Origin of the sequence: Thermus scotoductus DSM 8553, assembly GCF_000381045.1 — a bacterium.
Taxonomy (GTDB): domain Bacteria; phylum Deinococcota; class Deinococci; order Deinococcales; family Thermaceae; genus Thermus; species Thermus scotoductus.
Genome location: NZ_KB905738.1, coordinates 17,003 through 36,678 on the forward strand (window position 1 = coordinate 17,003; position 19,676 = coordinate 36,678).

Annotated in this window: 18 protein-coding genes; 6 read left to right on the forward strand and 12 right to left on the reverse strand. The window is 66.0% G+C overall.

Annotated elements, in window-relative coordinates; genetic code table 11:
• The first annotated feature begins 11 nt into the window (after positions 1-11).
• From F604_RS0105165 to F604_RS0105180, 4 genes are read left to right on the forward strand one after another with little or no spacing between them, the layout of a single operon-like run.
• Positions 12-1,076, forward strand: coding sequence for a bifunctional 3-deoxy-7-phosphoheptulonate synthase/chorismate mutase (locus F604_RS0105165; RefSeq protein WP_019550707.1), 1,065 nt, complete (start codon positions 12-14; stop codon positions 1,074-1,076).
• On the forward strand, positions 1,077-2,018 hold the full coding sequence (locus F604_RS0105170) for a 4Fe-4S dicluster domain-containing protein (RefSeq protein ID WP_019550708.1): 942 nt from the start codon (positions 1,077-1,079) through the stop codon (positions 2,016-2,018).
• Positions 2,019-2,027: 9 nt separating this feature from the next.
• On the forward strand, positions 2,028-2,429 hold the full coding sequence (mce, locus tag F604_RS0105175; protein WP_019550709.1) for a methylmalonyl-CoA epimerase: 402 nt from the start codon (positions 2,028-2,030) through the stop codon (positions 2,427-2,429).
• Positions 2,430-2,472: 43 nt separating this feature from the next.
• On the forward strand, positions 2,473-2,808 hold the full coding sequence (locus F604_RS0105180) for a VanZ family protein (RefSeq protein WP_081624237.1): 336 nt from the start codon (positions 2,473-2,475) through the stop codon (positions 2,806-2,808).
• Here the strand turns inward: F604_RS0105180 and F604_RS0105185 are convergent.
• From F604_RS0105185 to F604_RS0105230, 10 genes are all read right to left on the reverse strand, one after another.
• Positions 2,729-3,412: an SDR family oxidoreductase gene (locus F604_RS0105185; RefSeq protein WP_019550711.1), complete on the reverse strand. Its 684-nt coding sequence runs from the start codon at positions 3,410-3,412 to the stop codon at positions 2,729-2,731. The two genes, F604_RS0105180 and F604_RS0105185, sit on opposite strands and share 80 nt — an antisense overlap.
• Before the next feature lie 3 nt (positions 3,413-3,415).
• A complete protein-coding gene (locus tag F604_RS0105190; protein WP_019550712.1) occupies positions 3,416-4,417 on the reverse strand; it encodes a hypothetical protein in 1,002 nt (333 codons plus the stop codon).
• Positions 4,414-6,927 (reverse strand): hypothetical protein, encoded by a 2,514-nt coding sequence (locus F604_RS0105195; RefSeq protein ID WP_019550713.1) that lies wholly within the window; start codon positions 6,925-6,927, stop codon positions 4,414-4,416. Before F604_RS0105195 ends, F604_RS0105190 begins: the two co-directional genes overlap by 4 nt.
• Complete coding sequence (locus F604_RS0105200; protein WP_019550714.1) at positions 6,924-7,967, reverse strand: LptF/LptG family permease; 1,044 nt, start codon at positions 7,965-7,967, stop codon at positions 6,924-6,926. Before F604_RS0105200 ends, F604_RS0105195 begins: the two co-directional genes overlap by 4 nt.
• On the reverse strand, positions 7,964-8,974 hold the full coding sequence (locus F604_RS0105205) for an LptF/LptG family permease (RefSeq protein ID WP_019550715.1): 1,011 nt from the start codon (positions 8,972-8,974) through the stop codon (positions 7,964-7,966). The genes F604_RS0105200 and F604_RS0105205 overlap by 4 nt, the downstream gene beginning before the upstream one ends.
• Before the next feature lie 51 nt (positions 8,975-9,025).
• On the reverse strand, positions 9,026-9,460 hold the full coding sequence (locus F604_RS0105210; protein ID WP_019550716.1) for a hypothetical protein: 435 nt from the start codon (positions 9,458-9,460) through the stop codon (positions 9,026-9,028).
• 324 nt (positions 9,461-9,784) lie between these two features.
• Positions 9,785-10,819 carry an alcohol dehydrogenase family protein gene (locus F604_RS0105215; RefSeq protein ID WP_019550717.1) on the reverse strand — a complete coding sequence of 345 codons (1,035 nt, stop codon included), beginning with the start codon at positions 10,817-10,819 and terminating at the stop codon, positions 9,785-9,787.
• On the reverse strand, positions 10,816-11,208 hold the full coding sequence (locus F604_RS0105220; RefSeq protein WP_019550718.1) for an SCP2 sterol-binding domain-containing protein: 393 nt from the start codon (positions 11,206-11,208) through the stop codon (positions 10,816-10,818). The genes F604_RS0105215 and F604_RS0105220 overlap by 4 nt, the downstream gene beginning before the upstream one ends.
• Positions 11,209-11,271: 63 nt before the next feature.
• Entirely contained in the window at positions 11,272-13,617 is a 2,346-nt protein-coding gene (hrpB, locus tag F604_RS0105225; RefSeq protein WP_019550719.1) for an ATP-dependent helicase HrpB, read from the reverse strand.
• A gap of 48 nt (positions 13,618-13,665) precedes the next feature.
• Positions 13,666-15,573: a DNA topoisomerase subunit B gene (locus F604_RS0105230; protein WP_019550720.1), complete on the reverse strand. Its 1,908-nt coding sequence runs from the start codon at positions 15,571-15,573 to the stop codon at positions 13,666-13,668.
• A 170-nt stretch (positions 15,574-15,743) separates the two neighbouring features.
• On the opposite strand from F604_RS0105230, the gene F604_RS0105235 reads away from it, so the two are divergent.
• Positions 15,744-16,130 carry a hypothetical protein gene (locus F604_RS0105235; RefSeq protein ID WP_026328987.1) on the forward strand — a complete coding sequence of 129 codons (387 nt, stop codon included), beginning with the start codon at positions 15,744-15,746 and terminating at the stop codon, positions 16,128-16,130.
• Here F604_RS0105235 and F604_RS0105240 read toward each other — a convergent pair.
• Together F604_RS0105240 and F604_RS0105245 are read right to left on the reverse strand one after the other, a co-directional pair.
• Entirely contained in the window at positions 16,117-17,361 is a 1,245-nt protein-coding gene (locus tag F604_RS0105240; protein ID WP_019550722.1) for a TaqI-like C-terminal specificity domain-containing protein, read from the reverse strand. The two genes, F604_RS0105235 and F604_RS0105240, sit on opposite strands and share 14 nt — an antisense overlap.
• Positions 17,362-18,549, reverse strand: coding sequence for a glycine C-acetyltransferase (locus F604_RS0105245; protein ID WP_019550723.1), 1,188 nt, complete (start codon positions 18,547-18,549; stop codon positions 17,362-17,364).
• 108 nt (positions 18,550-18,657) lie between these two features.
• Between F604_RS0105245 and F604_RS0105250 the strand changes: the two genes are divergently transcribed.
• Positions 18,658-19,557, forward strand: coding sequence for a DUF4032 domain-containing protein (locus F604_RS0105250; RefSeq protein WP_026328988.1), 900 nt, complete (start codon positions 18,658-18,660; stop codon positions 19,555-19,557).
• The last annotated feature ends 119 nt before the right edge of the window (positions 19,558-19,676 follow it).

Genomic DNA, 19,676 nt, shown 5'->3' on the forward strand with positions numbered 1-19,676 from the left:
TAGAATAGCCCATGGACGAGCGCATCCTGGCCCTGCGTAAGGAGGTGGACCGGGTTAACCGGGAAATCCTGCGCCTTCTTTCCGAACGGGGAAGGCTGGTGCAGGAGATCGGCCGCATCCAGACCGAGCTCGGCCTGCCCCACTACGACCCCAAGCGAGAGGAGGAGATGCTTTCCTACCTCACCGCGGAAAACCCCGGTCCCTTTCCCCCGGAAACCATCCGAAAGCTTTTCAAGGAGATCTTCAAGGCCAGCCTGGACCTCGAGGAGCGGGAGGACCAGAAGAAGTTCCTCTATTCCCGCAAATACAAGCCCGAGCCCACCCGGGTGCGGGTGGGGGAGGTGGTCTTCGGGGAGAAGCCCCTCCTCATCGCCGGACCCTGCTCCATCGAGTCCGAGGAGCAGATGATGGAAACCGCCCGCTTCCTTTCCGCCAAGGGAGTCAAGGTCCTAAGGGGCGGGGCCTTCAAGCCCAGGACCAGCCCCTATGGCTTCCAGGGCCTGGGGGTGGAGGGGCTGAAGCTTGGCCGCAAGGCGGCGGAAGCTTTTGGCATGGTTTTCGTCACCGAGGTCATGGATACCCGGGACGTGGAGGTGGTGGCGGAATACGCGGATATCCTCCAAATCGGGGCCCGGAACATGCAGAACTTCGCCCTCCTCAAGGAGGTGGGGCGCTCGGGTAAGCCCGTCCTTCTCAAGAGGGGGCTTTCCGCCACCATGGAGGAGTGGTTCTATGCCGCCGAGTACATCCTGAGCCAGGGCAATGAGCAGGTCATCCTGGCGGAAAGGGGAATCCGCACCTTTGAGCGCTGGACGCGGAACACCCTGGACCTCTCCGCCGTGGCCTTGGCCAAGCAGGAAACCCACCTGCCTGTAGTGGTGGATGTGACCCACGCCGCCGGGCGCACGGATCTTCTTGCTCCCCTGGCCCGGGCGGCCTTGGCGGTGGGGGCGGATGGGGTGCACGTGGAGGTCCACCCCAACCCCAAGGTGGCCCTTTCCGACAACCAGCAGCAGATGGACTTCCGTCAGTTTGAGGAATTCCTTAAGGCCATAGAGGACCTTCTAGGGGCGTGAATGGGCTTCTTGGATAACCTTCTGAACGCCTTCCTCAAGGCCACGGACCCCAGGCCCCGCTACACGGAGGCTCGTTGTCTCCTCTACAAGAACAGCGTGGGGGGGTGCGACCGCTGCTACCAGGCCTGCCCCAAGGGAGCGGTGCGCCTGGAAAGCTTCCGGGTGGAGCTGGACGAGGTGCTCTGCACCGGGTGCGGCCTCTGCACGGGGGTCTGCCCTGGGGTGGCCCTGGAGTATCCCTTGGGAGGCATCCAGGAGGCCCTGATCCGGGGCAAGGGGCAGATCCGTTGCTCCAAGGCCGAGGGCAAGGGGGAGGAGGTGTTGTGCCTGGGCCGCCTGACCCCGGGGCTTTTGGCGGAGGCGGGTAGCCGTTTCGGGAAGGTGGTCTTGGCCCGGGGGGATTGCGCCTCCTGTAGGATCGGGGGGCCTGCGGTGCCCGAGCACCTGGAAAGGATGGTGGAGGAGGCCCAGCGCTACCACCCTGTGGAGGTGGAGGTCCTGCAAGGGGAGCTTCCCGGGGAGAAGGTGGGGCGGCGGGAGCTCTTCCAGGCCCTTTTGGGAAGCGCCAAGCGCACCGCCGCCGACCTGGTGCCGGAGCTTCCCCTTCCTGCCCCGGAGGAGGAAAAGGGTATGCCGGCGGAGCTTCGCCTGCGCCTTTTGGCGGCCAGGCGGGCTTCCGAGGTGCGCTGGCCCAGGATCCTGGTGGAGGAGGGATGCACCCTTTGCCCGGTGTGCACCAACGTCTGCCCCACGGAGGCGGTCTATAGGGTGCGGGAGGGGGAGGAGTATGTCCTCAGGCTCAAGGTGGAGGCCTGCACGGGCTGTGGGGCCTGTGTGGAAAGCTGCCCGCCCCAGGTGATCCGCCTCGAGGAGGCGGGTAAGGAGGAGCTTTTCCAGGAGCTGGAGCTTTACCGGGGGAAGCCCCCCTGGTACGACCTGTAGAATCCTCCCATGCGGCTGCACCACGTGGGCATTGCGGTGGAGGACTTAGAGGAGGCCAAGGCCCGTTACGGGCTTTTGGGCTTTGGCGTGGTGGCGGAAGGGGAGGTGGCCTCCCAGGGGGTGCGGGTGGCCCTGCTCCGGGGGGAAGGGGAGACCCTTCTGGAGCTCCTCGCCCCCTTGGGGCCGGATACCCCGGTGGGGCGCTTTCTGGCCAAGCGGGGCCCTGGGCTTCATCACCTGGCCTTTGCCACCTCCCGGATTGAGGAGGAGCTTGCCCGGCTGAAGGGGGTGGGAGCCAGGCTCATCGACGAGGTCCCCCGGCCGGGTTTTGGCGGGCACCGGGTGGCCTTCCTCCACCCCGGCTTTGGCCTCGGGGTGCTTTGGGAACTGGTGGAGACGGAGGGTGCGTAGGCCAGGGTTCCGCTGGGTGCCGGCCCTCCTCGCCCTGGGGGAGATGGGGCTACTCTGGTGGCTTTCGGACCAGCCCGCCACCGGGATGGGCCTGCCCCATCCCTGGGACAAGGGTGCCCATTTCCTGGCCTACGGGCTTTTGGGCTTCCTCCTGGGGGTGGCCTTCGGGGATTTCCGTCCCGCCCTCCTCCTGGCCGCCCTCTACGGGGTGGTGGACGAGTGGCACCAAAGCTGGGTTCCCGGACGGGAGGCCTTCGGCTGGGACCTTGTGGCGGACTTTCTAGGAGCTTGTCTGGGGGCTAGGTGGGGGGGTAGATGGGGAGCTCCAGGAGCCTTCCGCCCTTGGCGGAGGCGGCCAGGAGGATGGCCTCGGCGATGAGTTCCGGGGCGATCCAGCGGCTGGGGTCGGCCTCCGGCATGGCCTTCCGGTTGGCCTCGGTGTCCAGGGTACCCATGGGGTAGACGAGGAGGAAGCGCACTCCCTGCACCTCCCCCTGGAGGGAGCGGATGAGGCTGGCCAAGGCGGTCTTGGCCATGGTGTAGAGGGCTTTTCCTGGGCCGGCCCCCGTCCAGGCGGGGCCGGCGGCGATGGCGGCGAAAAACCCCTCGCCTCGAGCCTCCAGGTAGGGCAGGGTGGCCTTGAGGAGGTTGAAGGTGGTGCGCAGGTTCAGGTCCAGAAGCCAGTCGTAAAGCCCGGGGTCCGAGTCCAAAAAGCGCCCGGCGGCGAACCCGCCCACGGTGTGCACCACCCCGAAAAGGGGAGCCTCCCGCTCCACGAAGCGGGCCAAGGCCTCGGCCTCCTCCAGCCGGGTGAGGTCGGCCACAAAGGTCTTGGCCCCGTAGGCCCGGGCCCGTTCCGCCATCCGTTCCTCCCGGGGGTCGGAGAGGAAAAGCCGGGCCCCGGCGCGGTGCAGGGCGGGGATCACCGCCCGGGCCAAGGCCCCCCCGGCCCCCGTGACCAAGAAGGCTTTACCTTGGAGCATGCCTCATTCTACCGGGATGAAGGCCAAGGTGGTGGGACTGAAGCCCAGGTTCAGGCTCCGCAGGAAAAGGGGCGGGGAGGGTACCAGATCGTAGACCTCCAGGGCCTGCCCCTGGACCAGGTAAAGGTAGCCATCCTGGCCCACGAGCCCGGCTGTATAGGTGTGGAACTGCCGCTGCACGGGGGACTCCCGGGGAAAGAGCACCTGGAATCCTTGCCCATAGGCCACCCCTCCCCCCACGGGATCCAGGGCCAGGCGGCTAGGCCGGGGAAAATCCGCCAGAACCTTGCGGCTTGAGAGGGACTCGCCTTCCAGGGTGTAAAGCCGTACCTCGGCCAGGGTGGCGGCAAGCCCGAGAAGCCGTCCCTGAAGGCGGTCCGGCTGAAGGTCATAGGGTCCTTGGTCCGCCTGGGGGTCCAGGGATTTCTCCAGGCTGGGGGTGCCGGTGGGATTCAGGGCAGGACGGTAGCCCAGGGCTTGCCGGCTCATATAGGCCAGGAGTTCCTGCCCCCCTTGGGGGAAAAGGGCCAGGCGTACCCCGGAGGGAAGGCCCGTGAGGTCCGCTTCTTCCAGATTCCCTGAGGCATCCAGGCTCCAGAGGAAGGCCCGGGTGGCGTTTGGACAGTGGGCCAAAAGCCGGTTTTGGCCAAGGCGGAGATACCCCCCTGTGCAGTCCACCCCGGGTGGGAGGTTGGCCGTGGTGGGGGAGGCCTGGGGTGCTCCGTTTTCGCTAAAGCCCTGGGTGGAGTAGGCCTCGAGGCGGTCCGGGAAGAGAAGGTAAAGCCTTCGAAAGGCGTTGGAGTTGGCCAGGTCCTGAAGGCCTGGGGTAGACCAGGTGGCCACGGGGCTTGCCGCGCCCGCCTGGAGGTCCCGGGCCCGGAAGAAGCGCACCTCCCCCTCCCCTCCCATGGCCACCAGGGCGGGCAGGGGAGGCTCCTGGCTTCCCGTGCAGGCGCTTAAGGCAAGGGCCAAGAGGGCTAGGGATAGGGGCCAAAGCTTTTTCACCGGCCACCTCCCAACTTCACGCCCTCCTCGGAAAGGAGAAGCCCTGCCGCCTGTCCCCCGTAGAGGAAGGCCAGGCCCACGCTCCCCTTGGCGGCGTCCAGGGTGAAGCGCATGGCCCAGCAACACCGGTCCAGGACCAGGATGAAGCGGGGTTTTAAGGGTTCTCCGGGAAGGTTTTGCGTGAGAAGGGCCGCCAGGTGGAGCTTGGTGTTTTCCCTGCCCAGGAAGGTGAGGGTGGGTCCGAAGCTGCGTAAGGCCAGGCCGTAGCCCTCGGGGGTTTGCGGCCTTCGGGTGTAGGTGAGGCTTCCCGAGAGGGAAAGCCCGGGGATGGCTCCTTCCCCCGCCTCGTCCGCGGGCACGGGCTTCCAAAGCTCCATGCCGCCGCTGAAGGTGGCGTCCTTGAGGTAGATGTCCTTATCCTCCACCTCGGGCAGGTGCAGGTTGGCGTTTAGGCGGAAGCCCACCTCGGGGAGGGCCTGGGTCAAGCCCAGGCGCAGGTTGGTGGCCCGGAAGCCCTCCTGGTACCGTCCGGAAAGCTCCAGGTCCAATAGGGGTCCCGGAACGGCCCCAAAGCGGTAGCCCAGGGCGTAGCCCAGGGCCTTGGGATCCAGGGTGGTCCGCAAGGAGAGGCTTTCCGGACCGAGGATGGCCTGGCCTTGCAGGGCCAGGGTGTCCACCTCCCAGTCCCGCCGGCCTTGCAGGGTGTAGGCTGTAACTCCCTCCCGCAGGGCATAGGTGAGGTCGGTGGTGAGGGCTCCCTTGCCGTTCAGGTCGTGACGGTGGGTGAGGTTGAGGCTTCCTCCGGGAAGGGCATAGCCTGCTTGCAGGAGGAGGGGGTCAAAGAGGGCCTTCGGGTGGTCGAAGCGGAGGCTAGCTTTGAGGGAGAGGGGATAAGGGGTGAAGCCCGCCTCGAGGCGGGTTTCCAAGGGGCCTTCCCCCTCGAGGCCCCGCTTGTGCCCCACCGTGAGGCTGTAGCCTTGGTCCTGCAGGAGGACCTGGGCCTCCAGGGGGAGGTACCTTTCCTCCTCCAGGTTCCTGCCCGCCTTCAGGCTCAAGGAAAGGGGTCTTTCCTGGAAACCCAGGGCCAAGGTGGCCTGGTGGCTTCGCCTTTGGGGTAGGGCGTCAAAGCGAAAGGGGGTTTCCCCCTCCTGGACGCTTCGGGCATAGCCCACCTCCACGCTGAATCCCCCCAGGCTTTGCCGCAGGCTGGCCGAGGTGGTCCAGTCCACCTGCCGCTCGCGCTCCCCATCGGGGTTTTGTGTGGTGTAGTAAAACCCCCGGAAGCGGTTCTCGGCCCGGAAGGTGGCCCCGGGCCAGGGGGAGAGGGAAAGGCTTTCGCTATGGGAAAGGAGGGCTCTTCCCGCCTCGGCATAGGGCCCGAGGGCCCGGGTGGAGCGGTTTAGGGGGTTGGTCTCCGCCAGGTAGCGGCCCAGGACGAAGCTTGCCTGCAGGCTAAAAGGACCTTCCCGGAACACAGGGCTTTGGGCCTCCACCTCGGGCAGGCGCTGGAGGGTGCGGGGGGGTGGGGTGGCGGGGTCGTGGTCCAGGAAGCCCTCAAGCCTTAGGGCATACCGCCAGTCCTGGGGGGTAGGGATGCCGGGGAGAAGGGCTTCCAGGCGGAAGCGGGAGATCTTGTCCCGGGTATCGTCCCGCTCCACCAGGGCGCTGAGGGAAAACCCCTGCCGCTTTAGGGCGTACTCCCCCCGGTACTGGAAGGTGTCCGGGGGAGTGTGGAGGAAAAAGTAGCGCTCCTTGGCCTCCCCGGTGCCGTAGTGGTCAAAGCCGAAGCCGTAGCCCCGGCCCTGGTAGTAGGAGAGGAGGGTGAATCCCAGGCCGAAGTCGGCCACGTAAGGCAAAGCGGCCTTCAGGTAAAAGCCCCCTTCGTCCTGGCCCACCTCGAACCGGGGCCGGCGCTCGGAGAGGAAGAGGAGGAGGACGGGAAGCTCCAGAACCGGTTTCTCCTGCACCAGCACCACCACCCCCCGGGCCACCACCCGGTCCCCTGGGTACAGGACGATCTCCCGGGCGCGGAAGGCGTAGTCGGGTACCTCCTGGCCGCACGAGGCGCAAGGGGTGGCGTAGCCGTTTTCCAGGAGGATGGCCCCTGCCACCCGCTGGCAAAGGGGGCCGGTGAGCAGGAGGTCCTTGGCCTCGATGCGCACCTCGAGGGCGTCAAAGCTTTCGTCGGAGAGGTCTATCTGAAGTTCCTCCGCCTCCACAAGCCTTCCCTCCCGGTCCCGGTAGCGCACCCCTTCCGAGAGGAAAAGGAGCTTACGGGTGCGAAAGTAGGTGGCCCTTCCCGCCTCGATGGCCTCCCCGTCCCGCTCCAGGCGCACGGGGTTTCCCGTGAGCACGTAGACCTCCTCCCCTCCTTCCTGCCTTAGCTCCAGCTTTTCCGCCTCCAGGATCCTCAACACCTTCTCCTGGGCCAGGGCCAGGGAGAAGAGGAGCAGGACCGCGGCCAGCCCAAAAGTGGCTTTTCGGATAGCCCCAGGCCAGGGCCGGCTCACCTCCGCCCTCCCAGGAAGAGGAGGAGGCCCAGGATCCCGTAGAACAGGTTGGGCCCCCAGGCGGCCAAAATGGGATCCAAGGCGTTTTGCTCCCCCATGATCCGCCCCACGCTCCAGGTGGCGTAGTAGAAGAAGGTGAGGACCGCCACCCCCACAAGCCCCAGGCTCCGGCTTCCCCCAAGGAGGTAGAAGGCGAGGCCCGTGGCGAAGAGGGCGAAGACCAGGCTGGCCGCCGGCTCGGCGTAGCGGCGGTAGTAGGTGGTGGCCTCGAGGCCCGCCTTCACCCCCGCCTGCCTAAGCCTCTCCACCTCCCTTTTAAGCTCCCATAGGGTCATGCGGTTGGCGGGGTTTTGCCAGGGCTCAAAGGTTAGGTCCTTGAGGACCAGCTCCCCGCTTTGGAAGCGGGTTACGGTCCTCGGCCTATCCCCTTCGTAGGTGATCCTTAGGCCCCTTTCCACCCGCAAGACCCCTCCTTGGAACCTTCCTTCCTCCGCCAAGACCACCTCCTCCCGCGAGAGGATTCTAAGTTTCCCGATTCTATCCCCGGCCACCTCCCCCACGTAGACCACCCTGCCCTTGGCGTCCTGGAAGGTGGTGCCCGGGGTGAGAAGGGCCCTGGGCCGTTCCAGCACCTGCCTGCGAAGGAGGTCCTGCCCTTGGGCCAGGGCTTTGGGCACCAGGCTTTCCCCCAAAAGGAAGCCCAAAAGGGCCAGGAGCGCCCCGAGGCCCAAAAGGGGTAAAAGCACGCGTTCCCGCCTTATCCCCAGGGCCAGGAGGGCCTTGAGCTCCGAGTCCTCGCCCAGGCGGGAGAGGAGGAAGAGTAGAGCGAAGAGGTAGGCCACGGGGGCTCCCCGCACTAGGGCCTCGGGGGTGCGGTAGAAGAGGTAGAGGAGAAGGGTGTAGGGATCCGCACCCTTGGCCACCAAAGGGGCCAGGACCTCGTAGACCGCCCCGGCCAGGAAGAGAAGGACGATGACCGCAAGCCCCAGGCTGAAGTGGGCCAGGACCTCGCGCAGGAGGTAGCGGTCCAGGGTCTTCATCTGAGCCTCCAGGTGAGGTAAAGGGCCAAGGCGGCGAAGAAGGCGTTGGGGAGGAAGGCCAGGAGGGGGTTCACGTCGTAGCGGGCGAGCTGGGCGCTCAGGGTCCAGAGCACGTAGTAGCCGAAGATGAGGAGGACGATGCTGAGGAAGGCCCAGGCGGCCTCCCGGAAGGAAAGCCCCAAGGCAGCTGCCACCAAGCCCAGGAAGAAGCCCCCGAGGGCATCCGAAAGCCGGCGGTACAGGGCGAAGCGGGCACTGGGCTCCACCTGGCTCCTTTCCCAAAGCTCCCGCAGGGTGGTGGAGTCGTAGGGATCGCGGGAGCCCAGGCTTTCCTTGGGGCGGAACTGGGTGGGGAAGGGAAGGGTGCCGGCAAAGGGCTTAGGCTTTCCTCCCTCCAGGACGTACCCTCGGAAGTGCCACCCCTCCTTGTCCCAGACTCCTTCCTGGCCGCTATAGATCCGGCCCCTTTCGTCCACCACCCGGATGCCGTAGAGGCGGTTTTGCCCCACCTCGGGCCGTACCTCCTCCGCGTAGTAGACCCCAAGGCCCTCCGCGGCGTAAAGCTGCTTGCGCAACACCCCGCTTAGGCCTCCTTCCCCGTAGAGGAGCCGGGCCAGGTGCTGGTCGTAGGCCTCGAGGGCCCGGGGGCGAAGCTCGGCCAGGTTGACGAGGTTGAAGAGGCTAACCAGAAGGGCCAGAAGCGCCAGGGGTTTCAAAAGGGCCCAGGGGGGTACGCCTGCGGCGTAAGCGGCCTTCAGCTCCGATTGGCGGATGAGGCGGGCAAGACCCACCAAGATGGCGAAGACCAGGCCCAGGGGAAGGGCCAGGCTCAGGGTCCAGGGCAGGCGGTAGAGGATGAGCTTTAGGATGGCCTCCACGCCGGCTCCCCGGCTTAGGAGCACCCCGGAGAGGCTGGAGAGGAGGTCAAAGGTGAGGAGGGCCGCGAAAAGCAGGACCCCCACCAGGTAGGGGATCAGGACCTCCTTGAGGACATACCGGCCCAGCACCAGGCCGAGTATACGGGGCCAGGATGAGAAACAAGCGCAGGAGGCGGGAGCTCAGTGGGCGATCACGTGGATCACGGGCAGGCCGAAGCGCTCCGCCTGGCTGTGCACGTCCAGGCGGAGCCAGCGGGAAAGCCCCGGGGGCAGGGTGGCCAGGACGATGGCCTGGTACTCCCCGGGATGGGCCATGAGCTCCTCCTCCAGGGCCAGGATGGGGGAGACATCCCCGGGCTTGGCCTCCTCTATGGCGATTCCTTGGGCCTCGAGGGCCGCCTTGGCGGCCTCCGCCTCCTCCTTGGCCCGCCTTTGGATCTCGCCTTCCTCGTAGACCCAGCCCGCCGGGGGGACGGCGGGTACCAGAAGGACAAAGCGGGACTCCCTAGCCAACCTAGCCCCTTCGGGGCCCTTGTCCACGGGGTCTTGGCTCCGAAGCTCGGCCAGCTCGGGGCTTTTGGCCGTGCGATGGGCCACCACCAGATACCGGGCCATGGCCTTTACCTCCTTTGCCTTGCCTCGAGGTTAGCCCCAGTTTTCGGGGAGGGCCGGGAGCGAGGTTACATTGTCCTGGCCTGTGCCCTAATACGGATTCCTTCCAGGGGAACTCCAAAGGCTCCCTAGACTCCCTGGCCTTGGGGTCATGAGGAAGGGTGATTGGGGGTCTTCTGCCCTGTTGGGGACGGGTTTTGCTGCATACCCCTTTACATACCGGTAAGCCGTGGTATAATAAAGCAGTAGGCTAGAATAGAGGTAGTCCCCACACGCGTGGGGATGGCCCGTCAGAGGAAGAAGCCGCCTGCGGGCGGCGGTTTTGTTTTAGGGCACCAGGGCCACCTTGGTGGCCTGCCGCTCGTGGAAGAGGCGGTAGCCCTCAGGGGCTTCCTCGAGGGGCAGGCGGTGGCTGAACACCCAGCTGCCCTTAAGCCTTCCCGCCCGTTGCAGGGCCAGAACCTCCTCGATCCAGCGGGGGATGTTGGCCAAGGTGCTTTTCAAGGTGATGCCCCGGCTGAAAGCGGCCAGCCAAGGGTATTCCAGCTCCTCGGCGGTGGGCACCCCGAGGCTGGACACGATGCCCCCGGGCCCCGCCAGGCGGAGGGCCAGCTTCAAGGCCTCCCCATCCCCGCCCACCGCCTCCACCACCAGATCCACCCCCAAGCCCTGGGTTTCCTTGCGCACCCGGGCCACGGGGTCTTCCGCCTTGGGGTTGACGGGCAGGCTTCCCAGGGCCGCGGCCTTTTCCAGGCGGGTTTCCTCCGGGTCTATGGCGTAGACTTGTCCAGCGCCCAGAGCATGGGCCACCATCTGGGCCATGAGGCCCACGGGCCCCGAGCCCACCACCGCCACGCTCATCCCAGGAGAGAGGAAGGGCCTTACGCCCCCGTAGGCGGTGGTGAGGATATCCCCCGCCAGGATGGCTTCCTCCGCGGGCAGGCCCCCGATGGCAAAAAGGCTTTGCCGGGCGAAGGGAACCCGAACCCTTTCCGCCTGGGCTCCCTGGAGGTTGCCCAGGGCCAAGCCGAAGCCAAAGACCCCTCCTTTCAGGCAGGCGAAGTACTGCCCCTTACGGCAGGCCGGGCAGTCCCCGCAGGCCACCTGGAAGCTCCCCACCACCCTTTCCCCTAGGGGGAAGGGGACCAGGGGGCCCTTTTCCACAATCCGCCCCACGAACTCATGGCCCAAGACAGTGCCCGGCAGCACCCCGGCGATCTTGCCGTGGTAGATGTGCAGGTCCGAGCCACAGATGGCGGCCAGTTCCACTTGGACGATGGCGTCGGTTTCCGCCTCCAGCTTGGGCTCCGGCACCTCTTCCACCGCCACCTGGAAGGGCCCGTGGTAGACGAGGGCTTTCATGCCACCTCCCGGGCTACCTTGACCAGCTCCTGGGCCGCCTGGGCGTAAGGGGCCAAGGCGGCGATGCTTCCCCTTTTCAGTTCCAAAAGGCCCCGCATTAAGGCGGTGAGGGGCTCGAGGCGGCCCTCCAACACCTCCTGCCAGGTGGCCAAGTCGGCCTCTATGACGAAGTCGGCCTCGGCCTCTCCCTCCACCACCTGCACCCCCCGGCACGCCCCGTGCCACAGGTCCAGCACCACAGCCGCTCCCTTGGGGAACCCCAGGGCGGGGTCAGGGCGCACCGCCAGGGCCAGGCTTCCTTCCCAGGTGGCGGCGGCCTTCCTGTAGGCCTCGCTTTCGTTCAGCTTCCGGCAGTAGGCTTGGGCCCAAGCTTCCTGGAAAAGCTCCATGGCTTCCCCCCTTTGCTTAAACCGAGTATAAACCTAGCCCCCAAACCTTGGGTAGGGGTTGTTTCAGGGAGTCTCCGGCCAGGCGTGTTTGGGGTAGCGGCGCATGAGTTCCCGGCGCACCTCGGGGTAGCGGTTTTCCCAGAAGCTTTTTAGGTCCTGGGTCACCTGGACTGGACGGCCCGCGGGGGAAAGGAGCTCCACCGCCACCGCTACCCGGCCTTCCAGCACCCTGGGGGTTTCCCGAAGGCCAAAGGCTTCCTGGATGCGCAGGGAAAGAAGGGGTGGGGCCCCTTCCCGGTAGGTGAGGCGCCTGCGCTTGCCCGAGGGCAGGGCTAGGCTTTCCGGCGCCAGCCTCTCCAGAAGCTCCCGCTTGTCCCCCAGGAGGCTTAAAAGGATCTCCTTCCAGGGCAGGGCCAGGAGGTCTTCCACCTTCCGCACCCCCTGGGTCCAGGGGAGGAGCCAGGAAAGATCGCGAAGCAAGGCTTGCTCCGAGAGTTCGGGCACCTCTATCCCGTGGGCTCGGAGGAAGGAGAGGCGCAGGAGGACCTGCCGGGCCTCCTCGGGGAGGGGTAGCTGGCCGTTTAAGGCCTCCTCGAGGTGCTTGGCCGTGGGGGGGCCTGGGTCCACCGCCACCCGTTCCAGCACCAGGGTACCGTAGCGCTGCTCCAGATAGCCCCGGAGCCTTCCTTCCTCCCATCCGGTCCAAAGGACCAGTTCGGCCCGCTTGAAGAGAGCCTCCTCGGCCAGGGGGGCGTAAAGAAGAACCCTTCCTCCCTGGGGGCCCAGGTCGGCCCAGGGGGCCACCAAGTAGGCGGGGCCGTCACCGGATAGCTGGATAAGGGGCCCGGAGGAGAGCTTGTACCGCTTTGGGGCTACCCGCTTGGCCACCCGGTCGGGATAGGCGGCCAGGAGGAGCTGGCCCACTTCTTCCGGAGCCGGAAGGCTTTGCTGGGGTTTTATCGTGCCAGGGGAGTTGCTCTCGGGAAAGAGCAGGCCAAAGCGTCCCCGCCAGAGGGCGGAAACCTGCTCGTGGGCCAAAAAGGCACCCCGCCTTTCCCTCCGGGCCTCGAGGAGGCCTTCTAAATGGAGCATCAGGTCCGGCTCCCCCTCCAGGGGATTTCGCTCCTCCAGGAGGGCCAGGAGATCGGCGGCCAGGGGGAGAAGGCCCAGCCTTTCCGCTTCCAGCACCATGCGGGCCAGGCGGGGGTGGGTGGGGAGGGAGAGGATCCGCCTTCCCAGGGGGCTTAGCCCATTCCCTTGGACCGCTCCCAGGAGTTCCAGGAGGTTCCAGGCGCTTTGCAAGGCCCCTCGGGGAGGCTTGGTGGGCAGGGGGAGGTCTTCCAGCTTCTCGCCCAGGGCCAGAGCCACCAGGAGGGCCCGGGAAAGGTCGGCCTCCAGGATCTCCGGCCTTTTGGGGGGAAAGGGGCCTTTGGGGTAAAGCCGGTAAACCCGCCCGGGTCCGGTGCGTCCGGCCCGGCCCGCCCGTTGCCTAGCGGATTCCTCGGGGATGCGCACCAGGGCCAGGCGGGTGAGGCCGGTTCTGGGGTCAAAGCGGGGTTTTCTGGCCAGGCCGGAGTCCACCACGGCACGCACCTGGGGAAGGGTGAGGCTGGTTTCCGCCACATCCGTGGCCAGGACGATCTTCCTGGGTCCAGGCCGGAGCAGGGCGGCCTGTTCCTGGAGGGGTAACCCCCCGTGGAGGGGGAAGGCGGGAAGATCCGAAAGAAGCCTTTGCGTGCGCTCTATCTCCCCTTTCCCCGGAAGGAAGACCAGGACATCCCCTTCTCCCTCCAGAAAGGCCTTGCGGGCATAGCGGGCAGCCAGGGGTTCCAGCGGGCCTTCCCAGGGTCTTTCCAGGTGAAAGACCTCCACCGGGTGGCTTTCCCCCTCCACCTCGAGGACCCTTCCTGCTAAGGCGGCCAAGGCCTCGTCGGGGGTGGCGGAAAGCAAGGCGATCTTGAGGTCGGGCCTTAGGGTGGCCTGGACCCGAAGGAGTAGGGCTAGGGCCAGATCGCTCTCTAGATGGCGCTCGTGGGCCTCGTCCAGGAGTACCGCCGAAACCCCAGGAAGGTGGGGGCTTTCCAGGAGATGACGGAGAAGCAGGCCCTCCGTCATCACCAAAAGGCGGGTTTCCTGGCTTTCCTTGCCCTCCAGCCGCACACGGTAGCCCACGGTTTTCCCCAGGGGCTCCCCCAGGTTTTCCGCAAGCCTGGCCGCCACGGCCCGGGCCGCCACCCGCCGGGGTTCAAAGAGGAGGATCCTGCCCGGCAAGGCCTTTAAGAGCCGGAGAGGGAAGAGGGTGCTCTTTCCGGCCCCAGGGTAGGCCTTCAGCAGAAGGCGGCCTTCCTGAAGGAGGAGGGCCGTGGCTTCCTCCAGCCAATCCCCGGGGTGGTCGGGCGGGTAGGGCATGGAGCGGAATGGGTCTCGGCTAAGGAGCCAGGGACTCTTCCCTCATCGTCAGATGTCCAGCTCTGCGTAGCGGGCGTGCTCCTCGATGAACTCCCTCCTGGGGGCTACTTCCTGTCCCATGAGCTTCTCGAAGAGCTCGCTGGCCTCGAGGGCGTCCTGGAGCTCCACCTTCTTCAAAACCCGCTTCTCCGGGTTCATGGTGGTTTCCCAAAGCTGCTCGGGGTTCATCTCCCCGAGACCCTTAAAGCGCTGCACCTCGTAGCTTTTCCCCTCTAGCTCCTTCAGGCGGGCGGCAAGCTCCTCGTCGGAGTAGAGGTACTCCACCTTTTTCCCCACCTGCAGGCGGTAAAGGGGCGGCTGGGCGATGTACACGTGCCCCCTTTCAATCAGGGGCCTCATGTAGCGGTAGAAGAAGGTGAGGAGGAGGGTGCGGATGTGGCTTCCGTCCACGTCGGCGTCGGTCATGATGATGATCTTGTGGTAGCGGAGGCCCTCGAGGTCAAAGTGGGCTTCGTCGCCCGTACCCCCGATCCCCACCCCGATGGCCGCCACCATGGCCCGCACCTCGGCGTTTTTCAGGGCCTTGGAAAGCCCCGCCTTTTCCACGTTGAGGATCTTGCCCCTAAGGGGCAGGATGGCCTGGAAGCGCCGGTCGCGGCCCTGCTTGGCGCTTCCCCCGGCCGAATCCCCCTCCACGATGAAAAGCTCCGCTTCCTCCGGGTTTTCCGTCTGGCAGTCGGCCAGCTTCCCGGGAAGGTCGTCGGACTCCAGGGGGTTTTGCCTTCGCACCAGCTCCCGGGCCTTCCGGGCAGCCTCCCGGGCTTGGGCGGCCCGCAGGGCCTTCTCGTAGATGGTCTTGGCGATGCGGGGGTTCTCCTCGAGGATCTCCAAAAACTTCTCGTAGACCACCTGGCTTACGGCGCTCCCCGCCTCGGGGTTTAAAAGCTTTCCCTTGGTCTGGCCCTCAAACTGGGGTTGGGGTAGCTTTACGCTCACCACGGCATAAAGCCCCTCCAGCAGGTCGTCCCCGGTGGGCTGGGGGCCTTTTTCCTTGTTTAGGCCCGCCTTCTTGGCGTACTGGTTCAGGGCCCGGCTGTAGGCGCTCTTAAAGGCGGTGAGGTGGGTACCGCCGTCCCGGGTGGGGATCATGTTGGCGTAGGTGAGGATCTCGGCGTTGTACCCCTTGGTGTGGATGAGGCCCACCTCCACCTCCACCTCCCCCTCCTGCCCCTTGAGGAGGAAGGGCTTTTCGTAAAGAAGCTCCTCCCCTTCCGCCAGGGCCTTGGCGAAGGAGGCCACCCCCCCTTTGTCCAGGTAGACGTCCTCCCGCCCGTGGATGAGGTCCTTGAAGACCAGCTTGAGCCCCGCCACCAGGTAGCTCACCTCCCGCAGGCGGGCCCTGATCTTGCTGGGGTCAAAGGCCTGGTTCCCGAAGATGAGGGGATCGGGCTTGAAGGTAACCCGGGTGCCGGTCTTGCCCTTGGGAGCGGGCCCCACCAGGGCAAGGGGTTCGGTGACCTCGCCCCGGCTGAAGGCGATCCGGTGGTGCTTTCCCTCCCGGAACACCTCCACCACCGTCCACTCGGAAAGGGCGTTCACCACGCTGGCCCCTACCCCGTGGAGGCCCCCTGAGACCTTGTAGGCGCTGCTGTCAAACTTGCCGCCGGAGTGCAGGGTGGTGTAGATCACCTCCACCGCGGGCTTGCCCTCCTCGGGCATCAGGTCCACGGGGATGCCCCGGCCGTTGTCCTCCACGGTGAGGGAGCCATCGGGATTGAGGGTGGTGACGATCTCCGTGGCGTAGCCCGCCAGGGCCTCGTCCACGGCGTTGTCCAGGATTTCCTTGAAGAGGTGGTGGTACCCCTCCACCCCCGTGCCCCCGATGTACATGGCGGGGCGGTGGCGTACCCCCTCTAGGCCTTTGAGTACCTTAATGGCGGAAGCGTCGTAACTCACCCCCTTAGTATACCACAGAAGGAATGCGGCACTTTTCCCTTAAGGATGGGCCAAGAGGGCGCGTGTTCCCGGGGAGGAGATTGGTAATATTACCAATAATGTCCGGGATGCCCTCCGCTTTGGGGCCCCTACCCCAAATGAACCGCTTTGGGGTGCCTTATCATGGCCCCATGCCGGTTTTGCTTTTCCTGCATGCCTCCTTGGGGGCTTTGCTCCTCCTGGCGGTGCCCGCCTTGGCCTTGGTGGGCTTGCAGGGGTTTTTTCGGCCCCTGCCCGGGGGCTTCTTTCGGGCCTTGCGGGGGGTGGCTTGGGTGGCCATCCTTCAGGTGGCCCTGGGGTTTGCCCTTTTCCTGGCGGGCCTCAGGCCCAAGGATGGCCTGCACCTCCTTTACGGTCTCCTTCTGGCGGCGGGGCTTCACTACCTGGGGGGCCTCGAGCCGGGAGGGTGGTTCTACAAAGGCCTGAAGGACCCTCCCAAGCGCCCAGAACTCTTTGTGGCCTTGGGCCTCCTCTTTGCCGTGGGGCTTGTCCTTCGCGTTTACTTCACCGGGCGCTAGCGGCAAAGGGGACCTGGTTCAAGGCCAAATCCCTGGGCACTGGAATCCGCAAGAGCATCTCCCGGGTGAGATGGGGCACCACCTCCCGGTAAAGCCCCCGGTAGTAGGCCTGGACCTCGAGGCCATTCAGGTAAGACACCAGGCCTTCCGGGTCCACCCTCACCCCTGCCTTGGGCAAAAGGTGGAACTCCTCCCGCCAGGGGTAGGCCCTCTCGTCCCAGGCGGCCACCACCTTGGTCCCCTTGGTGTGGGCCACTACCAGGTGGGGGATGGCGTAGAAGGGCTTGAGGAGCCCTACGGCCTCCTTGGGGAAGTAGAGGCCGGAATGGGGGGTTTCGTAGTCAATGCGCGAAGGCTTCAGGTTCCTCCCGGTGAGCACCGGCACCAGGCCGGGACCCGGGGCGGTGCGGGTGAGGGGGTGGGATCGGATCTCCGGGCTCCGGGCGGCGAAGTGGGGGAGGAAAAGCGCCCCCAGGGGCACCCCCTTGCTCTCCATCTCCAGGGCCTTGGGGTCGGGGAAGCGGATCATCTCCCCCTGCCAGGCGGGGTCTTCCAGAAGGAGGACGGGGCTATGGAAGAGGGGGCCTTCCGCATCGTAGAGCTTTAAGCCCCTTCCCCCCTTCCTGAACCGGACCACCGCGGCCACCACCTTGACCCCGGGGAAGGCCCGGCCCAGGTAGTAGACCTCCGTCTCCCCCTCCCGGGCCAGGAAGGCCCTGAGCTTATGGAACTCCGAAAGGACCATCCACCCCGCGGGGATCACATAGACCAGCATCCCCGAAGGGGCTAAGAGCCTCACCCCCTTCTCCAGGAAGGCCCCGTAGAGGTTGTAGCGCCCGTGCCAGGTGGCGAAGCGACTTCGGTAAAGCCTCCGCCGCTTTGGGTCCAGCCGGGCTCCCGCCCCCAGGGCCCCGTAGGGAGGATTCCCCAGGATGAGGTGGAAGGTCTCGTGGGGCTCCCAGAGGAGGAAGTCCGCCAGGTGGCTTTCGGCCCAGGGGGGCGGGTCCAAGGCCAGGGGGTCCACCTCTACCGCATGGAAGCGGTAGCCTGAGCCGTGCGCCTCTCGGAAGGCCCGCAGGAAGGGGGCGTGGGCTGAGGCGGGCTCGAGGATCCTCCCCCCCTTGGGGGCCTCCGCCAGGGAAACCATGAAACGGACCACCTCCGGGGGGGTGGCCACCCGGCCTAGGCTCCGCTCGGAGGCGTCTTGGGGCAGGGAAGGAGGGAAGAGCATTTATCGGAGTATACCGAGCCTACGCCCCACCCTCGCGTAGGCCTCGAGGGCCTTGTCCAGCATCTCCTTGGTGTGGGCGGCGGTGACGATGTTGCGGATTCGGGCTTTCCCCCTGGGCACCGTGGGAAAGCCAATGCCCACAGCGAAGACCCCTTCTTCCAGGAGGAGGCGGCTCGCTTCAAAGGCCAAGGGGGCCTCCCCGAAGAGTACCGGGGTGATGGGGGTCTGGCTTCCTAGGGTGTCGTAGCCCATGCGGGCAAGCTCCTGCTTGAAGTAGCGGGTGTTTTCCCAAAGCCTTTCCACCCGCTCGGGCTCCTTCTCGATGAGCTCTAAGGCACCCAGCAAAGCCCCCACCACCGCCGGGGGGTGGCTGGTGGAGAAGAGGAAGGGCCGGGCCTTGTTGATGAGGAGGTCCTTGAGCTCTAACGCCCCGGCGGCATATCCCCCCACCACCGCCCAGGCCTTGGAGAGGGTGGCCACCTGGATCACGTCGGGGTCCTGGTGGAAGCCGAAGTGGTGCACCGTGCCCTTGCCCTTTTCCCCCAGGACGCCGGAGCCGTGGGCATCGTCCACGTAGACCACCGCCCCGTACTTCTTGGCCAAGGGCACGATGCGGTCCAAGGGGGCGATGTCCCCGTCCATGGAGAAGACCCCGTCGGTGACGATGAGTTTGAGGCCTTCGGTGTCGTGGGCCTTCAGGAGTTCCTCCAGGTGGGCCACGTCGGCGTGGCGAAAGACCAAACGGGTGGCCTTGGTGAGGCGGAGGCCATCAATGATGCTGGCGTGGTTCAGCTCGTCGGAGAAGACCACGTCCCCCTCCTTGAGGAGGGCCCCCAGCACCCCCTGGTTGGCGGTGAAACCCGATTGCAGGACCAAGGCGCTTTCCGTGCCCTTGAAGCGGGCCAGGGCCTCCTCCAGTTCCAGATGGTAGGTGAAGGTGCCGGCGATGGTGCGCACGGCGCCGCTACCTGCCCCCCACCTTTCCAGGTACTGGCGGGCTTTCTCCTTCAGGTAGGGGTGGTTGGCGAAGCCGAGGTAGTTGTTGGAGGCGAGGTTCACCACCTCCCGTCCCTCCACCCGGGTTACGGGTTCCTGGGGAGCCTCGAGGACCCTGGGGCGGATATAGAGGCCCTCTTGCTTAAGCCGTTCCAGCTCTTCCTGCACGCGGGTCCTTAGGTCCAAGCCCATGGTCCTATCTAACCCCCTCGGCTTCCCCTTGTCCAGGGGCGCGTGTTCACCCCCTTACCATCTTCTGACCGGTGTGGTCTACCCTAAGAAGGGGGTGGTAGCGTTTCCATGAGACCCCATGTGCAGGCCCAAGCCGAGGCAGAGCGCCTGGAATGGCGCGCTGCCCTTCACGAGCTCCTCCACCGCCTCAAGGGCGAGCCCAACCTGCTCCTGCCCTTTCACCAGGTCCTTGCCCTGAGGCCCAAAGGGGAGCACCCCCTGGGCCTACGCACCATTGAGGTGGCCAAGGTGGTGGGTTCCGTGGACCGCTACGAGGACTTTGACCACCGCTTCCTTCCCAAGACCCCCCACACCCTGGAGCGTTGGAAGCGTCTCCGGGTCCTGCAGCTGGAGGGGGTGGAGCTTCCCCCCATAGAGGTCTACCAAGTGGGGGAGGCCTACTTCGTCAAGGACGGGAACCACCGGGTGGCCCTGGCCAGGGCCACGGGGCAGAGGTTCATCGATGCCTACGTCATCGCCCTGGAGGTCCCGGTGCCCGTGGAGGCTTCGGACACGCTAAAGGACCTCATCCTCAAGGGGGAGTACGCCCACTTCTTGGAGAAGACCCGGCTTAAAGAGCTCATTCCTCAGGTGGAGGAGATCCGCTTCACCACCCTGGGCCGGTACGATCTCCTCCTGGACCATATCGCCACACGGCAGTATTTCAAGGGCCTCGAGGAGAACCGGGAGATCCCCTGGGAGGAGGCGGTGGTGGACTGGTACGAGAACCTCTACAAGCCCACCGTGGAGGCCATCCGCCGCCTGGGTTTGCTGCGGGAATTTCCCGGCCGCACCGAGGCCGACCTCTACCTATGGGTGATGGACCACCGCTACTTCCTGGCCCAGGAACTGGGGGCGGACCTTGGCCCCGAGGAGGCCGCCCGCTCGTACGAGGCCCGGTTTGGGCCCTGGTGGAAGCGGATGGGGGGTGGGCTCAAGGCGTGGCTAAGGGCTCGGTGGGGTAAATAGGCAAGCTTAGCCCTGGCATGTCTTGATGGTTGTTCATCTGTACTTGACCGTTCCTTACGAGAGCACTAAAATCCTAAAGTAGGTGCCTAGAAATTATCCTAGGTGCCTAGGAGTGAGGT